Source organism: Vibrio harveyi, assembly GCF_030060435.1.
Classification (GTDB): Bacteria; Pseudomonadota; Gammaproteobacteria; order Enterobacterales; family Vibrionaceae; genus Vibrio; species Vibrio harveyi.
Genome location: NZ_CP125875.1, coordinates 617,951 through 635,206, shown reverse-complemented (window position 1 = coordinate 635,206; position 17,256 = coordinate 617,951). Strand labels below are relative to the sequence as shown.

Genomic DNA, 17,256 nt, shown 5'->3' with positions numbered 1-17,256 from the left:
CTTTCGTTACGATAAGTAACCTCATTTGAACGCTTTTTTTGTCCAAGTCCATAATGGAAAACTATTCATTAACGGACGATGAACTGTGAAAAACGCATTTTCGCTTATAGACAAACCCACTTTTTTTGGCGCAATCGCGCTGCTCCTTTCGATTGTTTTCCCTTTAATTTTGTTTCCGGCTGAAGGTGCACAATGGATTGCCGTTGCTAAAACCTTTATGACTGACAAGCTCGGTTTCTTATACCTTGCACTAGGACTTGCCGCTTTTATTTTCATGATTTATGTCGTTTTTAGCGACATGGGCCAAATCAAGTTAGGCGATCCTGATGAAAAGCCAGAATTCACCACGGCATCGTGGGCCGCAATGCTGTTCTGTGGCGGCATCGGGGCAAGTATCCTCTATTGGGGCTGTATCGAGTGGGCATACTATTACCAGTCTCCTCCGTTTCAACTAGAGCCTGGTAGCGAAGAAGCTGTACGTTGGGCTGCAACTTACGGTCTGTTCCACTGGGGACCAATTGCCTGGTCTATCTACCTTATTCCTGCATTACCAATTGCGTACTTCTTCTACGTAAGAAAACAACCCGTACTGAAAGTCTCCAGTGCATTGATGCCAGTACTTGGCGAAGAACGCAGCAAAGGTACCGCTGGCAAGATTGTTGACGTACTGTTTATCTTCGGTCTACTTGGCGGCGCAGCAACCAGTTTAGGCTTAGCTGCACCTTTGATCGGAGAAGGTCTGCATTACCTCTTCGGCATGCCTAAAAATACTTACAGTCAAGTGCTTGTATTGCTGATCTGTACTGCGATCTTTGCTTACTCCTCTTACGCAGGCATGGAAAAAGGCATCAAAGTACTAAGCAACATTAACTTCTGGGGAGCGATGGGACTACTAGCCTTTGTGTTGGCAGTAGGACCAACCATCTTCATGCTGGAGACTGGCTTAGATTCGATTGGTCGTATGTTATCTAACTTCTTTGTTATGGCGACATGGGCAGAGCCATTTGGTGGATACGGCACTTTTGACAACACACATTTCCCACAAGATTGGACCATCTTCTACTGGGCGTGGTGGCTAGTCTTCGCTCCAAGTATGGGACTGTTTGTCGCTCGCATTTCTCGCGGTCGTACCATCAAGCAGATGGTTTCCGGTTCCATCTTCTTTGGTTCACTGGGCTGCTTCCTATTTTTCATGATCTTAGGTAACTACGGCTTGTCTTTACAGTTATCCGGAGAACTCGATGTCGTCGGCATTTTGAATGCCGAAGGCGCTACAGCAGCGATATTCTCGATGCTTGATGCATTACCGATGAGCTATTTTGTTATCGCTGTATTTACCTTGCTGTGCATCATTTTTACAGCGACGACTTTTGATTCGATTTCATACATTCTGGCCTCTGTTGTACAAAACAACGTCACTGAGGAGCCAATGCGTTGGAACCGAATGTTCTGGGCATTTACGTTGTCTTTCCTGCCTACTGTTCTGATGTTTATGGGGGGACTAAGCACCTTACAAACAGCGGCGATTGTTGGAGGCTTACCTCTACTTGGCATCTCAATTATGCTCATGGTGTCGGCTGTTCGAGCGACAACATTGGATATTCGACATCAGGAAGATTACATCGAACCAACCATTAATATTGAAGAGCTACCAGAGTTTGATCCTTGGTCAACAGAAGGGATGGCAATGGCTAGGTTTGAACGCGCACGAGACGCCGCTCAAGAAGCCGCGGAGCAAGAGCGTGACGCACTGGCACAATTGATGACACTGCGTAAACGCATCCGTGCTTTCGCTCTTGAACATAGTGACGACAATGATTTTGCCGATCATCACTTACCGCAGGATATGCAAGAGGAGTTGCAAGCCCTATTGGATAATGTGATGAAGGCAAAAGAGAGAAAACTCGAGTTATCGGAAACTGCCCAGCAATCCAGAGCCGAGTTTAATCAAATCGTGGCCCAAAGTACCTCTTACGCAGTGTAGCTTTAGCCCATGACTTTCAACTCCTAAACATAACTCAAAGCTCACTTCGGTGAGCTTTTTTTTGTCTGACGTAGTATGCGCCTGTGTATCTCATATGAATCTTTTGTGACGGTAGTATTTTTGTCATAAATCCTTGTTGTAATTCGAGCGCTTTTATAAATAAGGAATATACAATGAAGCACTTAGCGACCCCAATCGTCACAGCAGTGGCGGCATCTACGCTCTCTTTCAGCGCTCTGTCGGCAGAGATCAAAAACGTTATCTTAATGATTGGCGATGGTATGGGACCTCAACAAGTCGGTTTGCTTGAGACCTACGCGAATCATGCACCTAATTCAATCTACAAAGGCGAAACCACCGCACTTTATAAACTGGCACAGGAAGGTGTTATTGGTTCATCGTTAACCAACCCTGAAGATGCCATTGTGGTGGATTCTGCTTGTTCTGCAACCATGCTTGCCACTGGCATTCCAACCGCTTCTGAAGTAATTGGTATCGACAGTCAAGGCAACCACGTTGAAACGATCTTAGAAAAAGCTAAGGCAAAAGGTAAAGCGACAGGTCTTGTTTCCGACACTCGAATGACGCACGCGACCCCAGCCGCTTTCGCCTCGCACCAACCTCACCGCTCACTAGAAAACAGTATTGCCGTCGACATGCTAGAGACGGGTGTTGATGTCATGCTTTCTGGCGGTCTTCGTCATTGGCTCCCAAAATCTACCAACGACAAAGGCGACACATATAAGCAACTTGAAAAGCTCACCCAAGGCGATGTTTACCTAAAATCAAAGCGTAAAGATGAGCGCAACTTGCTGACAGAAGCGCAACAGCAAGGCTACAGCTTAGCGTTTAATCGCGACATGTTAGAAAACGCTAAAGGAGAAAAAGTTCTTGGTCTATTTGCTTACTCAGGAATGAACGATGGCATTGCTTACAGCCATAGCAAAAATGACCCGAAACGCACCCAACCATCCCTTAAAGAGATGACAGAAAAAGCACTGGATGTGCTATCAAAAGACAAAGATGGCTTCTTTTTAATGGTAGAAGGCGGTCAAATTGACTGGGCAGGTCACAGCAACGATGCAGGTACCATGCTTCATGAGTTGATCAAATTTGATGAAGCCGTCAATTCCGTTTATGAATGGGCGAAAGGTCGTGAAGATACGCTAGTAATCGTCACTGCCGACCATGAAACAGGCTCTTTTGGCTTCAGCTACTCCTCAGCAAACCTTCCTAAACCAGAAAAGCGCAGTGGCGAAGCTTTTGCTAAGCGTGATTACGCACCAAACTTCAACTTTGGTCAGTTTGACATTCTCGATGGACTCTACAATCAAAAAAAAAGCTACTACGGTATGATCAGCGAGTTCCAAAAACTCGATAAAGCGCAGCAAACACCAGAAAAGTTAGCAGAAATCGTGAATGCAAGTAGCGACTTTGCCATTACTCCGGAGCAAGCTGAGCGCGTATTGGCAAGTAAGCCAAACCCTTACCGACTGGCAAGCCACAAGTACCTGAGTGAAGAGAATGTTCCAGCAATCAATGATTTTGATGCTTTTTTCCCATACAACGATCGCGGAAACTTGTTGGCTCGAGAACAAGCGACCAAACAAAATACAGTGTGGGGAACGGGTACACACACGCATACGCCGGTCAATGTATTCGCTTGGGGACCTGCGGGGACCATCCTGCCAGTATCAAAGATCATGCATCACTCACAACTGGGCGAATACCTCATTCAACAAATTAAATAATTTCCGCTCTGCACTTACTTTCATCTTCTGATGAAACTTCAACGCCCTCGTTTGAAGGCGTTTTTTTACATTGAAACGGTTGACGCTTCGCGCTTCGCGCTCCACTATTTGCCAAATATTTATAAAAATGACCAATGCTATGTGTGAAATATTTGCCAAACAGCCCCAGGAAAATTATCAGTTTGTGACCCGTTCGATTCGTATTGATGGCCATGCAACCAGTGTGAAGCTCGAATCAAGTTTCTGGCTAACACTAGAAGAAATTGCCTCAGCACAAGACATGACGGTACCAAAATTCATCAGTACTGTTTACCAAGAAGCGCTGGAACACAACGGTGAAGTCAACAACTTTGCTTCCCTACTTCGCTGCGCTTGCCTCACCTACGCCCGCCGACCTCAGGCAACGATTGGAAGAGCTTTGAGCGAGCAACACTGATCCCTGCATTTTATTGTCGTACCTGAGTACTACCCATTGCGCGTCGAAACTGACTAGTCTAGGCGCACGATTAAGGAGTACTCATGACAAAAATAATTCATACCATGATCCGCGTAAGCGATCTGGAGCGTTCTCTTAAGTTCTACCGCGACGCACTTGAGCTAGAAATCAAAGACCAATACGTATTCGACGGCTTTTCTCTTACTTACCTAGCGAACTCAGAAACAGGGTTCGAACTTGAACTGACTCACAATCATGACCAAAGCGAACCGTACACTCACGGCTCGGGTTATGGTCACCTTGCGGTGAGTGTTGAAGACATTGAAGCCGCACACCGCCGCTTAACATCACTTGATATTGAGGCAAGTGATATCAAGGTGTTTGACCACCAGCAAAAACACTTAGCAACCTTCTTCTTCGTCACCGATCCTGACGGTTACAAAATCGAATTCTTACAACGACAAGGTCGTTACCTTTAATAACAACAAAGAAGTAAACATAACTATGATTCATTTAACTGCTGCATTTCACGCAAAACCAGAACACACATCGACACTTAAGCAGGCACTAGAAGCTATGTTAGTGCCAACTCGTAATGAAGAAGGATGCGTGCGTTACCAACTTTTCCAAGACAAAAATGACGCTTGCCAATTTTTGTTCCAAGAGCAATTTGCTGACCAAGCGGCTTTTGACCAACACTGTAATACTGAACATTTCCAAGCTCTGCTTAGTACTATCGATGGTTTACTAGCTAGTGAGCCAAAAATCACCTTCTTTGAAGAGCTATAAGCGTTAAAGCACAAAAATAAAAAAGGCACTCAAGTGAGTGCCTTTAGTTTCTGTTGAGAGAGTTACGCGTCTTTCTTGTCGACCATATGTAAATGAACATCTTGTTGCGGGAAAGGAATCGAAATACCTTCGCGGTCAAAACGCAATTTCACTTCTTTTGTCACATCCCAGTACACATCCCAATAATCGTCGGTTTTCACCCAAGGGCGAACAATAAAATCAACCGATGATGTATTTAGCGTATGAACCTTGATGTTTGGCTCTGGTGATCGAAGCACTGAAGGGTGAGACGTGACTATATCATTCAGAACTTCTTCTGCTTTTAGCAGATCATCGGCATAGCCAATACCAAAGACCATATCAACTCGACGAATACGCTCGTGCGTCACGTTCTTAATCACATCGCCCCAAATCTTGCTGTTTGGCACAATGATAATTTGGTTATCGAATGTACGAATCGTAGTATTCACCAAACTCATGTGGCTTACCTTACCGTCAACACCACCCGCGTATACGAAATCACCAACATCAAATGGGCGATAGATCAGCAGCATCATGCCTGCCGCAAAATTCGATAATGTATCTTGTAATGCAAAACCAATGATCACACCGGCGATACCGAAACCAGTTAGGATTGGAGCAAGGTTTAAACCGATTTGAGACAAACCGACCATGATACCGATGATCCATACCGCCTTGCCCGACATCGAAATAAAGAAATCTTGCATCAAATGCGACAATTTCAAATTCTTAGAGGCTACCGTTTTACTCACGACTTTTCGGGTTAACTTCGCCAATGAACGAGCAATCAATAAGATCAGGGCAAAGACAAAAAGCTGGAAAACATGCTGTGGCGCATTCTCCGCGAACCAATCTACCGCAGAGTTCGACCAATGACTCAGGATAGACAAAATGACTTTTGAGTTCAAAAGATCATGGGTGATGCTACCTGTCACTTCAAATATCTGACGTTTATACTCAGACGTCTCCAGCCCTACTTTGTCACCAATCGAAATTAATTTGCGAAGGCTATCGGTAGCAATATTAAGGCGTTGTTTAAGGATCAGTTGGCTCAGTTGTAAAGACGCTTTTTCAGATTCTGGGCTAGAAGAGACTTGTGAACCGATGATTTCGCTTTGCTGGTTGAGGTACTCGATAGACGCAGATAGCAGACGCATACGCTTATCTACGCCCTCTTTAAACTCAGCATCAGCATCTTCGTCTTGAACGTCTAACTTCTTCAACCAGTTTAAATTTTGCCAACTCGATTCATAACTTACATCCAAATACTGTTGCAGCTCACGATAGCTATTGATTAAAGAAAGCTTATCTTCGTCTTTTGACTTATTGATTTCCTCATTCAGCGCTTTGATTTTGTCATCGAGATAAACCACGGCACCTTCTGAGTACTTCTCTTGAGTTTGTACGAGCTCAATCAACTTCTCATGAGGAATGGACTTATTACTGATCGCAGTAGCGAGACGACTTCTCAGTTCTTCGTTTTTCTGGAAAAGCTGTAGTTGAAGTGCATCGCGTTCGTCTCCACTAGCTAACTTTAAACTTTCAGATAAGTCGAGAATGTCTCGGTTAATATTATCAATAGCCTTCTCTGCTGCAGAAACTTTTGGCATATCTACTGTGGTCTCAACGCTTTCCGTAGCTTGTACAATGAAAGGGTTCATTGTCAGAGTCAGCAGAGCCATTAAAACCAACCATGGGGTCAAACGCACTTTAAGGGGGGATAGTAACGTCATTTTTACCTCGTAAGAGACAATCCCAATCAACACGATCGAGAAATGGAATGTAAATCCTTGAAATTAGATGCTCTAAGTTTACAACACGAATTCGCAAACCGAGCAGCATTTAGTAAATTAAGCGTCAAAATTCATAATCAATGTCCATTATTTACTCTGTTTTATTCGCCATTAGCTAAAACCTATGACAAGTTCCATTGTGTTGATATTGATACAAACTGAAGATTAGGTGTGCATCACCGTCGCCACAAATACATCACCTGAGTAAGAATGGACTATGATTGAACGGAGTGAACGCTATTTGTTTCATCAATAAGGAGAAATCATGGGTTTTCTATCTTGGATCATTCTGGGCTTGATAGCCGGAGCACTCGCTAAGTGGCTGATGCCAGGCAATGATGGCGGCGGTTGGATCGCGACTATGGTGTTGGGCATTGCTGGTGCCTTCGTAGGCGGATTCTTGGGAAGCTTTGTCGGGCTGGGCGGTGCTGATGGCGTAAATATCGGCAGCATCATCACCGCCACATTAGGCGCGTTTGTATTGTTGTTTGTCTACAACCGCTTCTTGAAAAACTAATGTAATGCATAGCAGATAGAGCCTATCAAAACATCACGATAGGCTCGTTATTACTCATTGACGCTTAAATGTAAACGTACCAATGTGCTGCCCAGATGAGCGATGAACACCATTTGAAAAATCAGTATCTGAAGCTGCAGACGTTAACAGAGTTATGTTTTCTTTAGGAGAGGTATCTGCATTCCCTGAAGTAAATGATACGCCGTCGTCGGTTCCTGCATCATAAGTTTTGAGTTCAACAACCAGTTCATCAACCCATTGACCATTTTGGAACAAGTTAAGACTATCGACGCCAACAAACCAGTCTGGGCTTGGCGCAACCATAGTAATCACACTAACTAAACTGAAATCTTCGTCTAAGCTAAAGGTCACTTCAACTTGAGTCTGGCCATTCGGCAAATCCCCACCTTCAATTAAAGACTGGCTGAATCCCAAATTCTGAATGTTACCAATTTCACTTTTTATGCTATTCGTTGAACCTGCCTCTGCTACAATTTCAACCCCAGAAGTCGCCAACTTACCAGTGCTAAAAAGGGAAGCTGAAGCGTTGTGCGTCATGCCAATCAAAGGAGAAAAATGTGCACTCCCGCTCGGGTAATTGGTAGGGAAGTTTGTCGCATTCCAGTCGCTCTTAAAAGTAAGCTTATAGGTAACACCATTGATAACAGTAGAACCGGAGCTATCCCCAGAACTATCTCCCCCACACCCCAGAAGCATAAGACTCAATACAGAGACAGTTAGAACTTTATTCCTCGTAGGCTTCATCGCATCTCTCCCCAGACAAAAGTTAACAAAGTGTTAACCAGAAAACTTATCTCAAGTAAAGCAGCTTTGTTCACAGATGCAAATGAAACGGACTTCTACAATATCTAGTCAACAAAGTGAATTATCCTCCCCCAATAACAAACAAGCCTTTCACTCACATGAAAGGCTTGTTTTTATTCCGATATTATCGATTAGGGTGATTTAAGATATGGTCTTCCCAGTCCACCACGTCTATCTCGTACACCACTTTGTTTCTAACACTTTCGCCAGCAGCATGCATGGCTGACTTGGAACCCGTTATCAGTGGGTGCCATTCTGGTAGTGGTTGGTCCTCTGCGAGCAAACGGTAGGCACAAGTGTGCGGTAGCCAAGTAAAGTCATCAATATCTTCACGTGTTAGCTTGGTGCACTCTTCCCCTGAAGTGAAACGATTCGGGTAATCTTTGCACGAACACGTTTTGCTGTTCAGCCAACTGCAAGCAACATTGGTGTAATAAATTTCGTCCGTATCTTCATCCATTAGCTTGTGTAGACAGCACTTGCCACACCCATCACAGAGAGATTCCCATTCTTCTTCTGTCATGTTCTCTAACGATTTACTTTGCCAAAATGGAGTGCTCATACGCTTACTACTTATTACTGAGTGGGAATGAATTGGGTGCGTTTTATACCCCTCTGGGCATCAAAATTCAAGTTTTACGGTGTGAGTGAAGTGATAGGAATATTGAGTAAGATTTGTTCGCATTTAGCAATGCGATCATATTGCGATGAATTTACGCGCGCCTCTTCCAATCTGGCGAGAAATGTCCATAATGCCCCCTTCATTTTTACGAGGGCTTTAAGATGGATTGTCGATTAGGTTGTGGGGCATGCTGCATTGCACCGAGCATCTCTTCCCCGATTCCAGGCATGCCAAATGGCAAACCAGCAGGTGAACGTTGTATCCAATTAAATGACGATAATCTGTGTAAGCTGTTCGGAAAACCAGAACGCCCGAAAGTTTGCCACGACTTCAAACCATGTCCGGTTGTGTGTGGCAAAACAAATCAGGAAGCGTTAAACAACATTACAGAATTAGAGCAACTCACTTAATCGTTCCCCAGCTCTCTTAGGTACAGGTAGATCGTATCGCGTGAGATACCGAGATGATTTGCCACCATCAAAACCGCATCTTTGTATTTGAAAATACCCAGCCCTTGCAAACGGGTGACCAGTTCTCGGTTACGTTTGGATGGTGTGATCGCTTCATTCATCCACACTTCTGATTGAACAGTTTCAATCGTACTAATGATGGTCTCATCAATATTACGCGCGAATGTCTCAGGTGAACGCGCTCCTGTACAACATTCGTTTTGCTGTTGCGGCATAATTGAACGCAAGAAATCTTGCATTGGTACGTCCATGTCCACGTTAATACACAGCAATCCGATCGGTTTATTTTTAGGGTTGCGAACTATCGTGGTAATGGAGTGCAAGGTCTTTCCACTCGCCGTTTTCGTTAAATACGAGTCTGAAACGTCATTGCCCTCTAACAGCTTCATTCTTGCTAAGTTGGTAATCGGTGCACCTTCACCACGTTCAGTAATGTGACCATTGGCAATTTTGATAATTTCCGGTGCTTCCGCATCAAGGCTGTGAAGAACGACTTCGGTGTGCTCACCATACATGCGTGCAATACCATCCACGACGTTCTTCATTGAATTCAAAATATCTAAATCACTTTTAGTGAGTTTCTTAAGCAGCAATGTTACTTCCCTTAGCAAAAACGTTGAGGCTAGGCTGACATAATATCGATAATAGATTTGTCAGTATACGGCATACCGAGTCTAACCATCGAGCCTACATTTCTAATCGTTTGTTCGACTTCGTTACCTACTATACCTTGATTCTTCACGCTGTGGTTACCCATAGCCATCAAATATGAGCGTACTGCGGTGGTAGAGGAAGTGCAGACTTTCATCGCGCAGGACGATTTCGCTCCATCACATACCATGCCCGAACTGTCGCTAATCACGTTCTGAATCGCATAACATGACTGTTCAAACGAACCTCCCGCCAAATATACTAGCGCCATAGAAGCTGCGGCGCTGGTGACGGTATTACCACAAAACGCCGATAGCGGTGGGTAGTACGATTTAATGTAAATCGCACCTAAGTGACTCATGATTAACGCACGAGCTAATTGCTCTTCAGTACTTTGGAAAACCTCTGCTGCAATGACCACTGGCATAGTAGCCGCGATACCTTGGTTACCACTGCCAAAGTTACTCATGGCTGGTAGCGTAGCTCCCCCCATACGTGCATCCGAGGCGGCAGAGGTCATCATTTGGATACGGCTCATCAAATCATTACCAAGCAACCCTTGCTCGATATTACCTTTTAATGTACGACCGATCTCCAATCCATAACCATTATCGATACCCTCTTGCGCTAATGAGCTGTTGAGCTCGGCCGCTTGTAGGATAAATTTGATCTCTTCAAAAGGCGCTTTAAGTGCAAAGTCGTAGATTTGTTTGATAGAGATGTCCACACCTTCACAAACAGACCCAGTTGCAACTCGTTGCTGTTGGGGCGCATCAAATGTCACTTTGCCATTGTGAGTGATCTGAATAATGTTGGTGTGTCCACCACTGATTGTCACTGATACCGTGTCTTCTCCAGCAGTCATGGTGACGCTGCAAAAGATGAATTCTTGAGTATCAATGCGCGCAACGCTAACGCGCTCTTCATCAATCAGTTGTTGAGCAGCAGTCACATTGTCTTGATTAATATGGGCAAGAACTTCCAATTCGGCATTAGGGTCGCCGGCCAACGCACCTACAGATGCGGCAATCTTTAGACCAATCTTTCCGGTTCCAGGGACATAAACTCCCATTGAGTTTTTAAATAGATTGTCAGAGACACGGACTTCTATCATCTCTGGGGTCTGGCATCCAAGCTCACGTTTTGCAACTGCTGCCGCGTATGCAGCAGCAATGGGTTCTGTACATCCGAGTGCAGGTTTTACAACTTGCTTAATGATTTGGATATATTGGTTCCATTGCTGATTCATGTTTTTTCTCCGTATTACTTTTTGCAAGCAATCGCTTCAACTTCAATCAATACGCCTAGCGGAAGATCTTTTACCGCAAAGCAGCTGCGCGCAGGACACTCTTTATTAAAGAACTCAGCATAGACTTTGTTAAACTCAGCAAAGTCACTGATGTTCGCCAAATAACAAGTTGTTTTCAAAACAGTGTCAATGCTGCCACCGCCTGCTTCTAAGACGTGTTTTAGGTTCGTCAAAGATTGATGACTCTGAGCAGTAATGCCCCCCTCAACTACTTTGCCTACTGCACTATCAACTGGCAGTTGACCAGACGTAAAAATCAAGTCTCCGTAAGCAGTGCCGTGCGAATAAGGGCCAATAGCAGTTGGAGCGTGCTCTGAAGTAATCAATTCTTTCATGTTAATCCTCACATAATTTTTAGTTTTAATAAGAAAACTCTTAAATAAGTTTTCATTTCAAAGCTATTCTTTCAACTATATGCGAATACAACAACTACTTCAGATCACATAAATCGATCTTTTTTCAGATTTTATTGAGTATTTTTGCCGAGATCTCAAATTTATCTGAATTTTCCACAAAAAAATTGTTGTTGTTCTTTTTCTCAAATAGATTTGAGAAAAATTCATACTAACAAAGAGACAACGACAATGAGCGTTACTGTACCTACACAAACTCTTCCAATAACCAAAGAGCCGCCTCACGTTAAGGCGGGAATGACCGTAGAAGAATGGAAAGCCGCAACCAAGTTTGACAGCACAGACTGGGGTTGGGTGATCATGAGTATCGGCATGGCAATCGGTGCTGGTATTGTTTTTCTTCCTGTAAAAGTTGGTGTACTGGGCATTTGGGTATTCCTTGCTTCGGCAGTTATTGGTTACCCTGCCATGTACTTATTCCAACGATTATTCATTAACACCTTATCGACGTCACCAAAATGCCAAGACTATGCTGGTGTCATTTCAGGGTACCTAGGAAATAAATGGGGGGCTCTGTTGGGGATACTCTACTTCATCATGCTGGTGATTTGGGTGTTCGTTTACTCCACAGCAATCAACAATGACTCAGCCTCTTTCCTACATAGCTTTGGCATCACTAAGGGGCTATTGTCGGAAAACCCACTGTATGGTCTTGTTTTAGTTTGTGCTTTAGTGGCCATCGCGTCACGTGGTGAAAAGATCTTATTTAAAGTGAGCACTGGTCTGGTTTTGATCAAGTTATGTACCGTTGCCTTACTTGGCGTGATGATGATTGAAAAGTGGGACTTTGCTAACGTCGGCTCTGTACCTGCGGCAGGTGCAGGTTTGAAAGACGCCATTGAACTATTGCCCTTCACTCTTACCTCAATCTTGTTTATTCAAAGCTTGAGCCCAATGGTTATCTCTTACCGCTCTAAAGAGAAATCAATTGAGGTTGCGCGTTTTAAAGCGATGCGTGCGATGAAGATTGCTTTCGGTATTCTGTTTGTCACCGTGTTCTTCTATGCAATCTCATTCACCCTTGCGATGTCTCACGATCAAGCAGTAAAAGCAGCTGAAGAGAACATCTCTGCATTAGCGATGGTCGCACAGGGCATGGACGGGACAACATTGAAATTGCTTAGCTTAATGTTGAACATTTTCTCTGTTATGACGGCGTTCTTTGGGGTGTACCTAGGGTTCCGCGATTCTTGCCAAGGTCTTGCAATGCTGGCTCTTAAGAAAGTCATGCCTGAAGAGCAGATTAACCGTAATTTGGTAACCAAAGGCATCATTCTATTTGCTATTTTGATGGCTTGGGGCGCTATCGTGTTGAACTTGCCAGTATTGAGTTTTACTTCAATATGTAGCCCGATCTTTGGTTTGATTGGTTGTTTGATCCCTGCGTACTTGGTGTATCAAGTTCCTTCACTGCATAAATACAAAGGTGCTTCACTCTACCTAATCATTGCGACAGGTATTCTACTGTGTATCTCACCTTTCATCGCATTTAGTTAACCCTTCCTCTCACCTCGGTTATTCGTCTTCATGATGATGACCGAGGTTCTCTACGTTTCCACTTCATAGAGTATTTCGTTTCATATCTGAGACAAAAACCCGCCGATCTGGTTATTCGCTTAATTTCCGTGCTTCGAATCACACTTTTCTGACAATTCTCTACTATGTTCAGCGGGTAATCTAAATCCGAAATAGGAAACAACATGAATAAATACATGGCAGAGGTTTTTGGTACTTTTTGGTTAGTGCTTGGTGGTTGCGGCAGTGCGGTATTAGCTGCGGGCTTTCCAGATATTGGCATCGGTCTACTAGGTGTTTCTCTTGCGTTCGGCTTAACCGTACTCACCATGGCATTTGCGATTGGTCATATCTCAGGTTGTCATTTAAACCCAGCTGTAACAGTCGGTTTATGGGCTGGCGGTCGTTTTGAGACTAAAGACGTTATCCCTTACATCATCGCACAAGTGATTGGTGGCGTGATTGCAGGCGGTGTACTCTACGTTATTGCAACAGGTCAAGCTGGCTTTGATGTAGTTGGTTCTGGCTTCGCATCAAATGGCTACGGTGAACATTCTCCAGGTCAGTACTCAATGGTAGCAGCACTTGTAACAGAAGTTGTGATGACAATGATGTTCCTTATCGTGATCATGGGCGCGACCGACAAACGTGCTCCTCAGGGATTTGCGCCTATCGCGATTGGTCTATGTTTAACCCTGATTCACTTGATCAGTATCCCTGTAACGAATACGTCCGTTAACCCTGCGCGTAGTACTGGTGTTGCCGTATTTGTTGGCGATTGGGCAGTTTCTCAGCTTTGGCTATTCTGGGTAGCACCAATTGTTGGTGGTATCTTAGGTGCGCTTATCTATAAGAATCTTCTAGGTGTAGAATCAAACGACTAATTGATTATCAAACCGCAAGATCAAAAAAGCCGCTGAATTCAGCGGCTTTTTTATTAAATCTTGTGTCGACCTAAGAGTGAGTGTGACAAGGTTGTCCCATCTACGAGCTCAAGCTCCCCACCTACAGGTACACCATGTGCAATGCGGCTGGCGTCGACTTGGTGTTCTTTACATAATTCTGCAATGTAGTGTGCTGTTGCTTCCCCTTCTACCGTAGGGTTGGTAGCAAGGATCACTTCAGAAATATCACCTCGGCGCAGACGGTAGTCAAGAACATCAAGACCAATATCACTTGGACCAATTCCGTCCAGCGGTGATAAGTGCCCCATCAGTACAAAGTATCGACCTGAGTATTGACCGGTCGCTTCTACTGCAGCGATGTCTGCCGGGCTTTCTACTACACAAATTTGACCGTTTTCTTGGCGTTTTGGGTTAGTACAAATATGACAAATTTCTTCTTCAGTGAAGGTACGACACTCGGTGCAATGACCGATTTCTGTCATTGCTTGGCTCAGCGCGTCTGCTAGTTGCAGACCGCCTTTTCTATCACGCTGTAACAAATGAAAGGCCATACGTTGCGCCGACTTGGGACCTACCCCAGGTAGACAACGTAAGGCCTCCATCAATTGTTCCAGCATATGACTGGTACGCATTGAAAATCCGCTTAGTTAGAATTCAGCAGATTAGAATGGCATTTTCATACCTGGTGGTAGTTGCATACCGCCAGTTACAGAAGCCATTTTCTCTTTTTGAGTCTCTTCAACGCGACGTGCTGCATCGTTGAATGCTGCAGCGATTAGATCTTCTAGCATCTCTTTGTCGTCTTCCATCAGACTTTCATCGATTTCTACACGACGCACACTGTGACTGCCAGTGATTGTAACTTTAACTAGACCAGCACCAGACTCGCCAGTTACTTCCATATTCGCGATTTCTTCTTGAAGCTTTTGCATGCGATCTTGCATTTGCTGGGCTTGCTTCATTAGGTTGCCCATACCGCCTTTACCAAACATGTTTATCTCTCTGGTTTAATTAGGTGTTGCATCTGTTAATGGGGTTATCACTTTACGTTTTCAACCCCATTCCGTTCAATTTTTAGATAGGGCGTACACTATCTTTATCAAGCTCTGCTGTAAATCGACGTTCGATGAACTGTACGTGTGGATCGTTTTCTAAACTGATCAGAGCCTGTTGTAATTTCTCTTGGTAGAGCCTATCTCTTAACTCTAGCGGGGTTTCACCATTTTCACCGACATCAATGCTTAAATGGCACTCTTCCCCTAGCACTGTATTGAGAGCATTTAATAACTCGCTCTGCGCTCTATCGGTGTTGAGGTGAGCTTGATTGCCTCTTAATTGTAGTGAAACCGTTGAACCTTCTTTATCAAAGTGCGAGTTCAAAGCCAATTGTTCCACCAATTTAGGTGTGTCCATTTGGCTAATTAGATTCGCCCATTCACTTCTTTCTAGAGATTCATCCACCAGCTTTTGCGCCATTTCTGGCGTTTTTTCATGTTCTAACGCTTGTTTGAGCTGCGTCGGTGTCAGTTCCGTATTGGCTTTCTTTTCGACCGGTTTTGTTGGTCGCCAACGGTATGCCTCATCCTCCGGCTCTTGATTTTCAGCTTGAGGAGTAGATTTAGGCGACACCTGCGCAGAATTGCCATGCAATTGCGCTAAACGGTCAATAACCGATTCTTTTTGTGCAGGTGCCGCTTTAGGCTTTTTTGGACCACCAGTCGGAGTTGTTGCTTGTTGTTGTCCTTGACGCTGTGAGCGCAATTGATGGCGTAAACCACTCAAATTACCGCGAGAAGGCGCACTTTGTTGTGGCTGAGACTGTTGAGGAGCGTGCTGCGTTGGCGCAGGATTCTCACTCATTGGTGGAGCCATGTCATATTGCGGTGGTGCCATATCGTATCCACCCTGATACTCAGGTTGATACTGTGGCGCTTCGTTCTGCGTCGCTGGTTGGCTCATCGGTTGAGAAGCTGCATGCTGTGGCGCTGATTGCACTGGGCGGCTTTGCATCTGCTGCATTGGCGCTTGTGCTGCAGGTGTTTGTTGCTTCGATGGCTGCAGTTGAGGTGATTGCTGCTGTGGAGCAATTTGTGGTTGGCTCACTGTCGCAGTCGGCGCGACTTGAGGCTGCGATGAGGTAGAAATTACGTTTGCGTTGTTATTTGCTGACGGACGGAATGCCATCATACGCAATACAATCATTTCCATGCCGACGCGACCATTTGGTGACATCGTCAGGTCTTCACGACCTTTCAAGGCGATCTGGTAGTAAAGCTGAACATCTTGCGGTGTCAGAGCTTTACTTAATAATTCAATTTTTTCAGCATCAGGCTGCGATTGGTCCAAAGTCGAAGGCAGAGCTTGGTGCATCGCAACACGATGAAGCTGAGAAGCTAATTGCTGTAGTAACCCATCCCACTCTACACCATTTGATGCGAGTAGTTGGATTTTATCCATCGCTTGTTGAGGTTGCTTACTACTGATTGATTCCAGCAAATGGATAGCTTGGTCTGTATCAATCGTACCCAGCATATGGCTAACGATGTCAGTTTGAATCGTACCGTTACCAAGGGCGATAGCTTGGTCAGTTAAGCTCAGTGCATCGCGCATACTGCCATCTGCAGCGTGCGAGATCATGCCAAGTGCTCTTGCTTCTGCAGAGACTTGTTCTTTTTCCAAAATATGGTCAAGTTGCTGATGGATATCATCAACACTGATTGGCTTAAGATGGAACTGCAAACAACGTGACAAAATCGTCACTGGCAGTTTCTGTGGATCTGTCGTTGCCAACAAGAACTTCACATACTCTGGCGGCTCTTCCAATGTCTTTAACAGCGCGTTGAAAGAGTGACGCGAAAGCATGTGTACCTCATCGATGAGGTACACTTTAAAACGTCCGCGCGCGGGTTTGTATTGAACGTTGTCTAACAGTTCACGAGTATCTTCAACTTTAGTACGAGAAGCTGCGTCGATTTCAAGTAAGTCTACAAAGCGACCCTCATCAATCTCACGACAAGTATCACATTTCCCACAAGGGTTAGCAGTGATCCCTGTTTCGCAGTTCAAGCCCTTAGCAAACAGGCGGCCAATTGACGTTTTACCAACGCCTCGCGTGCCACTGAATAGGTACGCATGGTGTAAGCGATTTTGCGCTAACGCGTTTTCCAGAGCAGTTAAGACATGACTTTGTCCAACCACTTGATCAAACTTGTTAGGACGCCATTTTCGCGCTAAAGCTAAATAACTCATTGAATG

General features: G+C 44.6%; 18 protein-coding genes. 9 read left to right on the top strand and 9 right to left on the bottom strand.

Translation table 11 applies throughout. The features are described from left to right. Positions 1–85 precede the first annotated feature (85 nt). The 5 genes from QMY49_RS02965 (at position 86) to QMY49_RS02945 (ending at position 4,960) form a co-directional block, all read left to right on the top strand. Positions 86–1,984 (top strand): BCCT family transporter, encoded by a 1,899-nt coding sequence (locus QMY49_RS02965; RefSeq protein WP_005452055.1) that lies wholly within the window; start codon positions 86–88, stop codon positions 1,982–1,984. Positions 1,985–2,157: 173 nt separating this feature from the next. Then, positions 2,158–3,735 (top strand): alkaline phosphatase, encoded by a 1,578-nt coding sequence (locus tag QMY49_RS02960; RefSeq protein ID WP_283312733.1) that lies wholly within the window; start codon positions 2,158–2,160, stop codon positions 3,733–3,735. A gap of 139 nt (positions 3,736–3,874) precedes the next feature. Continuing rightward, entirely contained in the window at positions 3,875–4,171 is a 297-nt protein-coding gene (locus tag QMY49_RS02955; RefSeq protein ID WP_283314036.1) for a ribbon-helix-helix domain-containing protein, read from the top strand. 83 nt (positions 4,172–4,254) lie between these two features. Next, complete coding sequence (locus QMY49_RS02950; protein WP_005452061.1) at positions 4,255–4,650, top strand: VOC family protein; 396 nt, start codon at positions 4,255–4,257, stop codon at positions 4,648–4,650. 25 nt (positions 4,651–4,675) lie between these two features. Further along, positions 4,676–4,960, top strand: a complete 285-nt coding sequence (locus QMY49_RS02945) for a putative quinol monooxygenase (RefSeq protein ID WP_005452063.1) — start codon at positions 4,676–4,678, stop codon at positions 4,958–4,960. A gap of 62 nt (positions 4,961–5,022) precedes the next feature. Here QMY49_RS02945 and QMY49_RS02940 read toward each other — a convergent pair whose 3' ends face one another. Then, complete coding sequence (locus QMY49_RS02940) at positions 5,023–6,714, bottom strand: mechanosensitive ion channel family protein (RefSeq protein WP_283312730.1); 1,692 nt, start codon at positions 6,712–6,714, stop codon at positions 5,023–5,025. Positions 6,715–7,039: 325 nt separating this feature from the next. On the opposite strand from QMY49_RS02940, the gene QMY49_RS02935 reads away from it, so the two are divergent. Beyond that, positions 7,040–7,291 (top strand): GlsB/YeaQ/YmgE family stress response membrane protein, encoded by a 252-nt coding sequence (locus QMY49_RS02935; protein WP_005452067.1) that lies wholly within the window; start codon positions 7,040–7,042, stop codon positions 7,289–7,291. A 54-nt stretch (positions 7,292–7,345) separates the two neighbouring features. Here the strand turns inward: QMY49_RS02935 and QMY49_RS02930 are convergent, their stop codons facing one another. Both QMY49_RS02930 and QMY49_RS02925 read right to left on the bottom strand, forming a co-directional pair. After that, positions 7,346–8,056, bottom strand: coding sequence for a spondin domain-containing protein (locus QMY49_RS02930; protein WP_283312727.1), 711 nt, complete (start codon positions 8,054–8,056; stop codon positions 7,346–7,348). Between the two features lie 184 nt (positions 8,057–8,240). Then, entirely contained in the window at positions 8,241–8,678 is a 438-nt protein-coding gene (locus tag QMY49_RS02925) for a YcgN family cysteine cluster protein (RefSeq protein ID WP_005452070.1), read from the bottom strand. Between the two features lie 221 nt (positions 8,679–8,899). Between QMY49_RS02925 and QMY49_RS02920 the strand changes: the two genes are divergently transcribed. Further along, positions 8,900–9,148: a YkgJ family cysteine cluster protein gene (locus tag QMY49_RS02920; protein WP_005452071.1), complete on the top strand. Its 249-nt coding sequence runs from the start codon at positions 8,900–8,902 to the stop codon at positions 9,146–9,148. Here the strand turns inward: QMY49_RS02920 and QMY49_RS02915 are convergent. Genes QMY49_RS02915 through QMY49_RS02905 form a run of 3 tightly spaced genes read right to left on the bottom strand, consistent with a single transcriptional unit; the run spans position 9,145 to position 11,503 of the window. Then, positions 9,145–9,801: a helix-turn-helix transcriptional regulator gene (locus QMY49_RS02915; RefSeq protein ID WP_005452072.1), complete on the bottom strand. Its 657-nt coding sequence runs from the start codon at positions 9,799–9,801 to the stop codon at positions 9,145–9,147. The two genes, QMY49_RS02920 and QMY49_RS02915, sit on opposite strands and share 4 nt — an antisense overlap. A 29-nt stretch (positions 9,802–9,830) precedes the next feature. Beyond that, on the bottom strand, positions 9,831–11,108 hold the full coding sequence (locus QMY49_RS02910) for an L-cysteine desulfidase family protein (protein WP_009698544.1): 1,278 nt from the start codon (positions 11,106–11,108) through the stop codon (positions 9,831–9,833). A 14-nt stretch (positions 11,109–11,122) separates the two neighbouring features. Then, positions 11,123–11,503, bottom strand: coding sequence for a RidA family protein (locus QMY49_RS02905; RefSeq protein ID WP_283312725.1), 381 nt, complete (start codon positions 11,501–11,503; stop codon positions 11,123–11,125). Positions 11,504–11,818: 315 nt separating this feature from the next. On the opposite strand from QMY49_RS02905, the gene QMY49_RS02900 reads away from it, so the two are divergent. Continuing rightward, on the top strand, positions 11,819–13,078 hold the full coding sequence (locus QMY49_RS02900) for an amino acid permease (RefSeq protein ID WP_283314033.1): 1,260 nt from the start codon (positions 11,819–11,821) through the stop codon (positions 13,076–13,078). Positions 13,079–13,281: 203 nt separating this feature from the next. Further along, a complete protein-coding gene (aqpZ, locus tag QMY49_RS02895) occupies positions 13,282–13,980 on the top strand; it encodes an aquaporin Z (RefSeq protein WP_045489652.1) in 699 nt (232 codons plus the stop codon). Between the two features lie 53 nt (positions 13,981–14,033). Here the strand turns inward: aqpZ and recR are convergent, their stop codons facing one another. The 3 genes from recR to dnaX form a co-directional block, all read right to left on the bottom strand. Further along, a complete protein-coding gene (gene recR, locus QMY49_RS02890) occupies positions 14,034–14,633 on the bottom strand; it encodes a recombination mediator RecR (RefSeq protein WP_017817816.1) in 600 nt (199 codons plus the stop codon). A gap of 30 nt (positions 14,634–14,663) precedes the next feature. Continuing rightward, the gene (locus QMY49_RS02885; RefSeq protein WP_005432961.1) at positions 14,664–14,993 is read right to left on the bottom strand and encodes a YbaB/EbfC family nucleoid-associated protein; all 330 of its coding nucleotides are present in this window, start codon (positions 14,991–14,993) and stop codon (positions 14,664–14,666) included. A gap of 82 nt (positions 14,994–15,075) precedes the next feature. Beyond that, entirely contained in the window at positions 15,076–17,250 is a 2,175-nt protein-coding gene (gene dnaX, locus QMY49_RS02880) for a DNA polymerase III subunit gamma/tau (protein WP_017189330.1), read from the bottom strand. Positions 17,251–17,256: the final 6 nt, after the last annotated feature.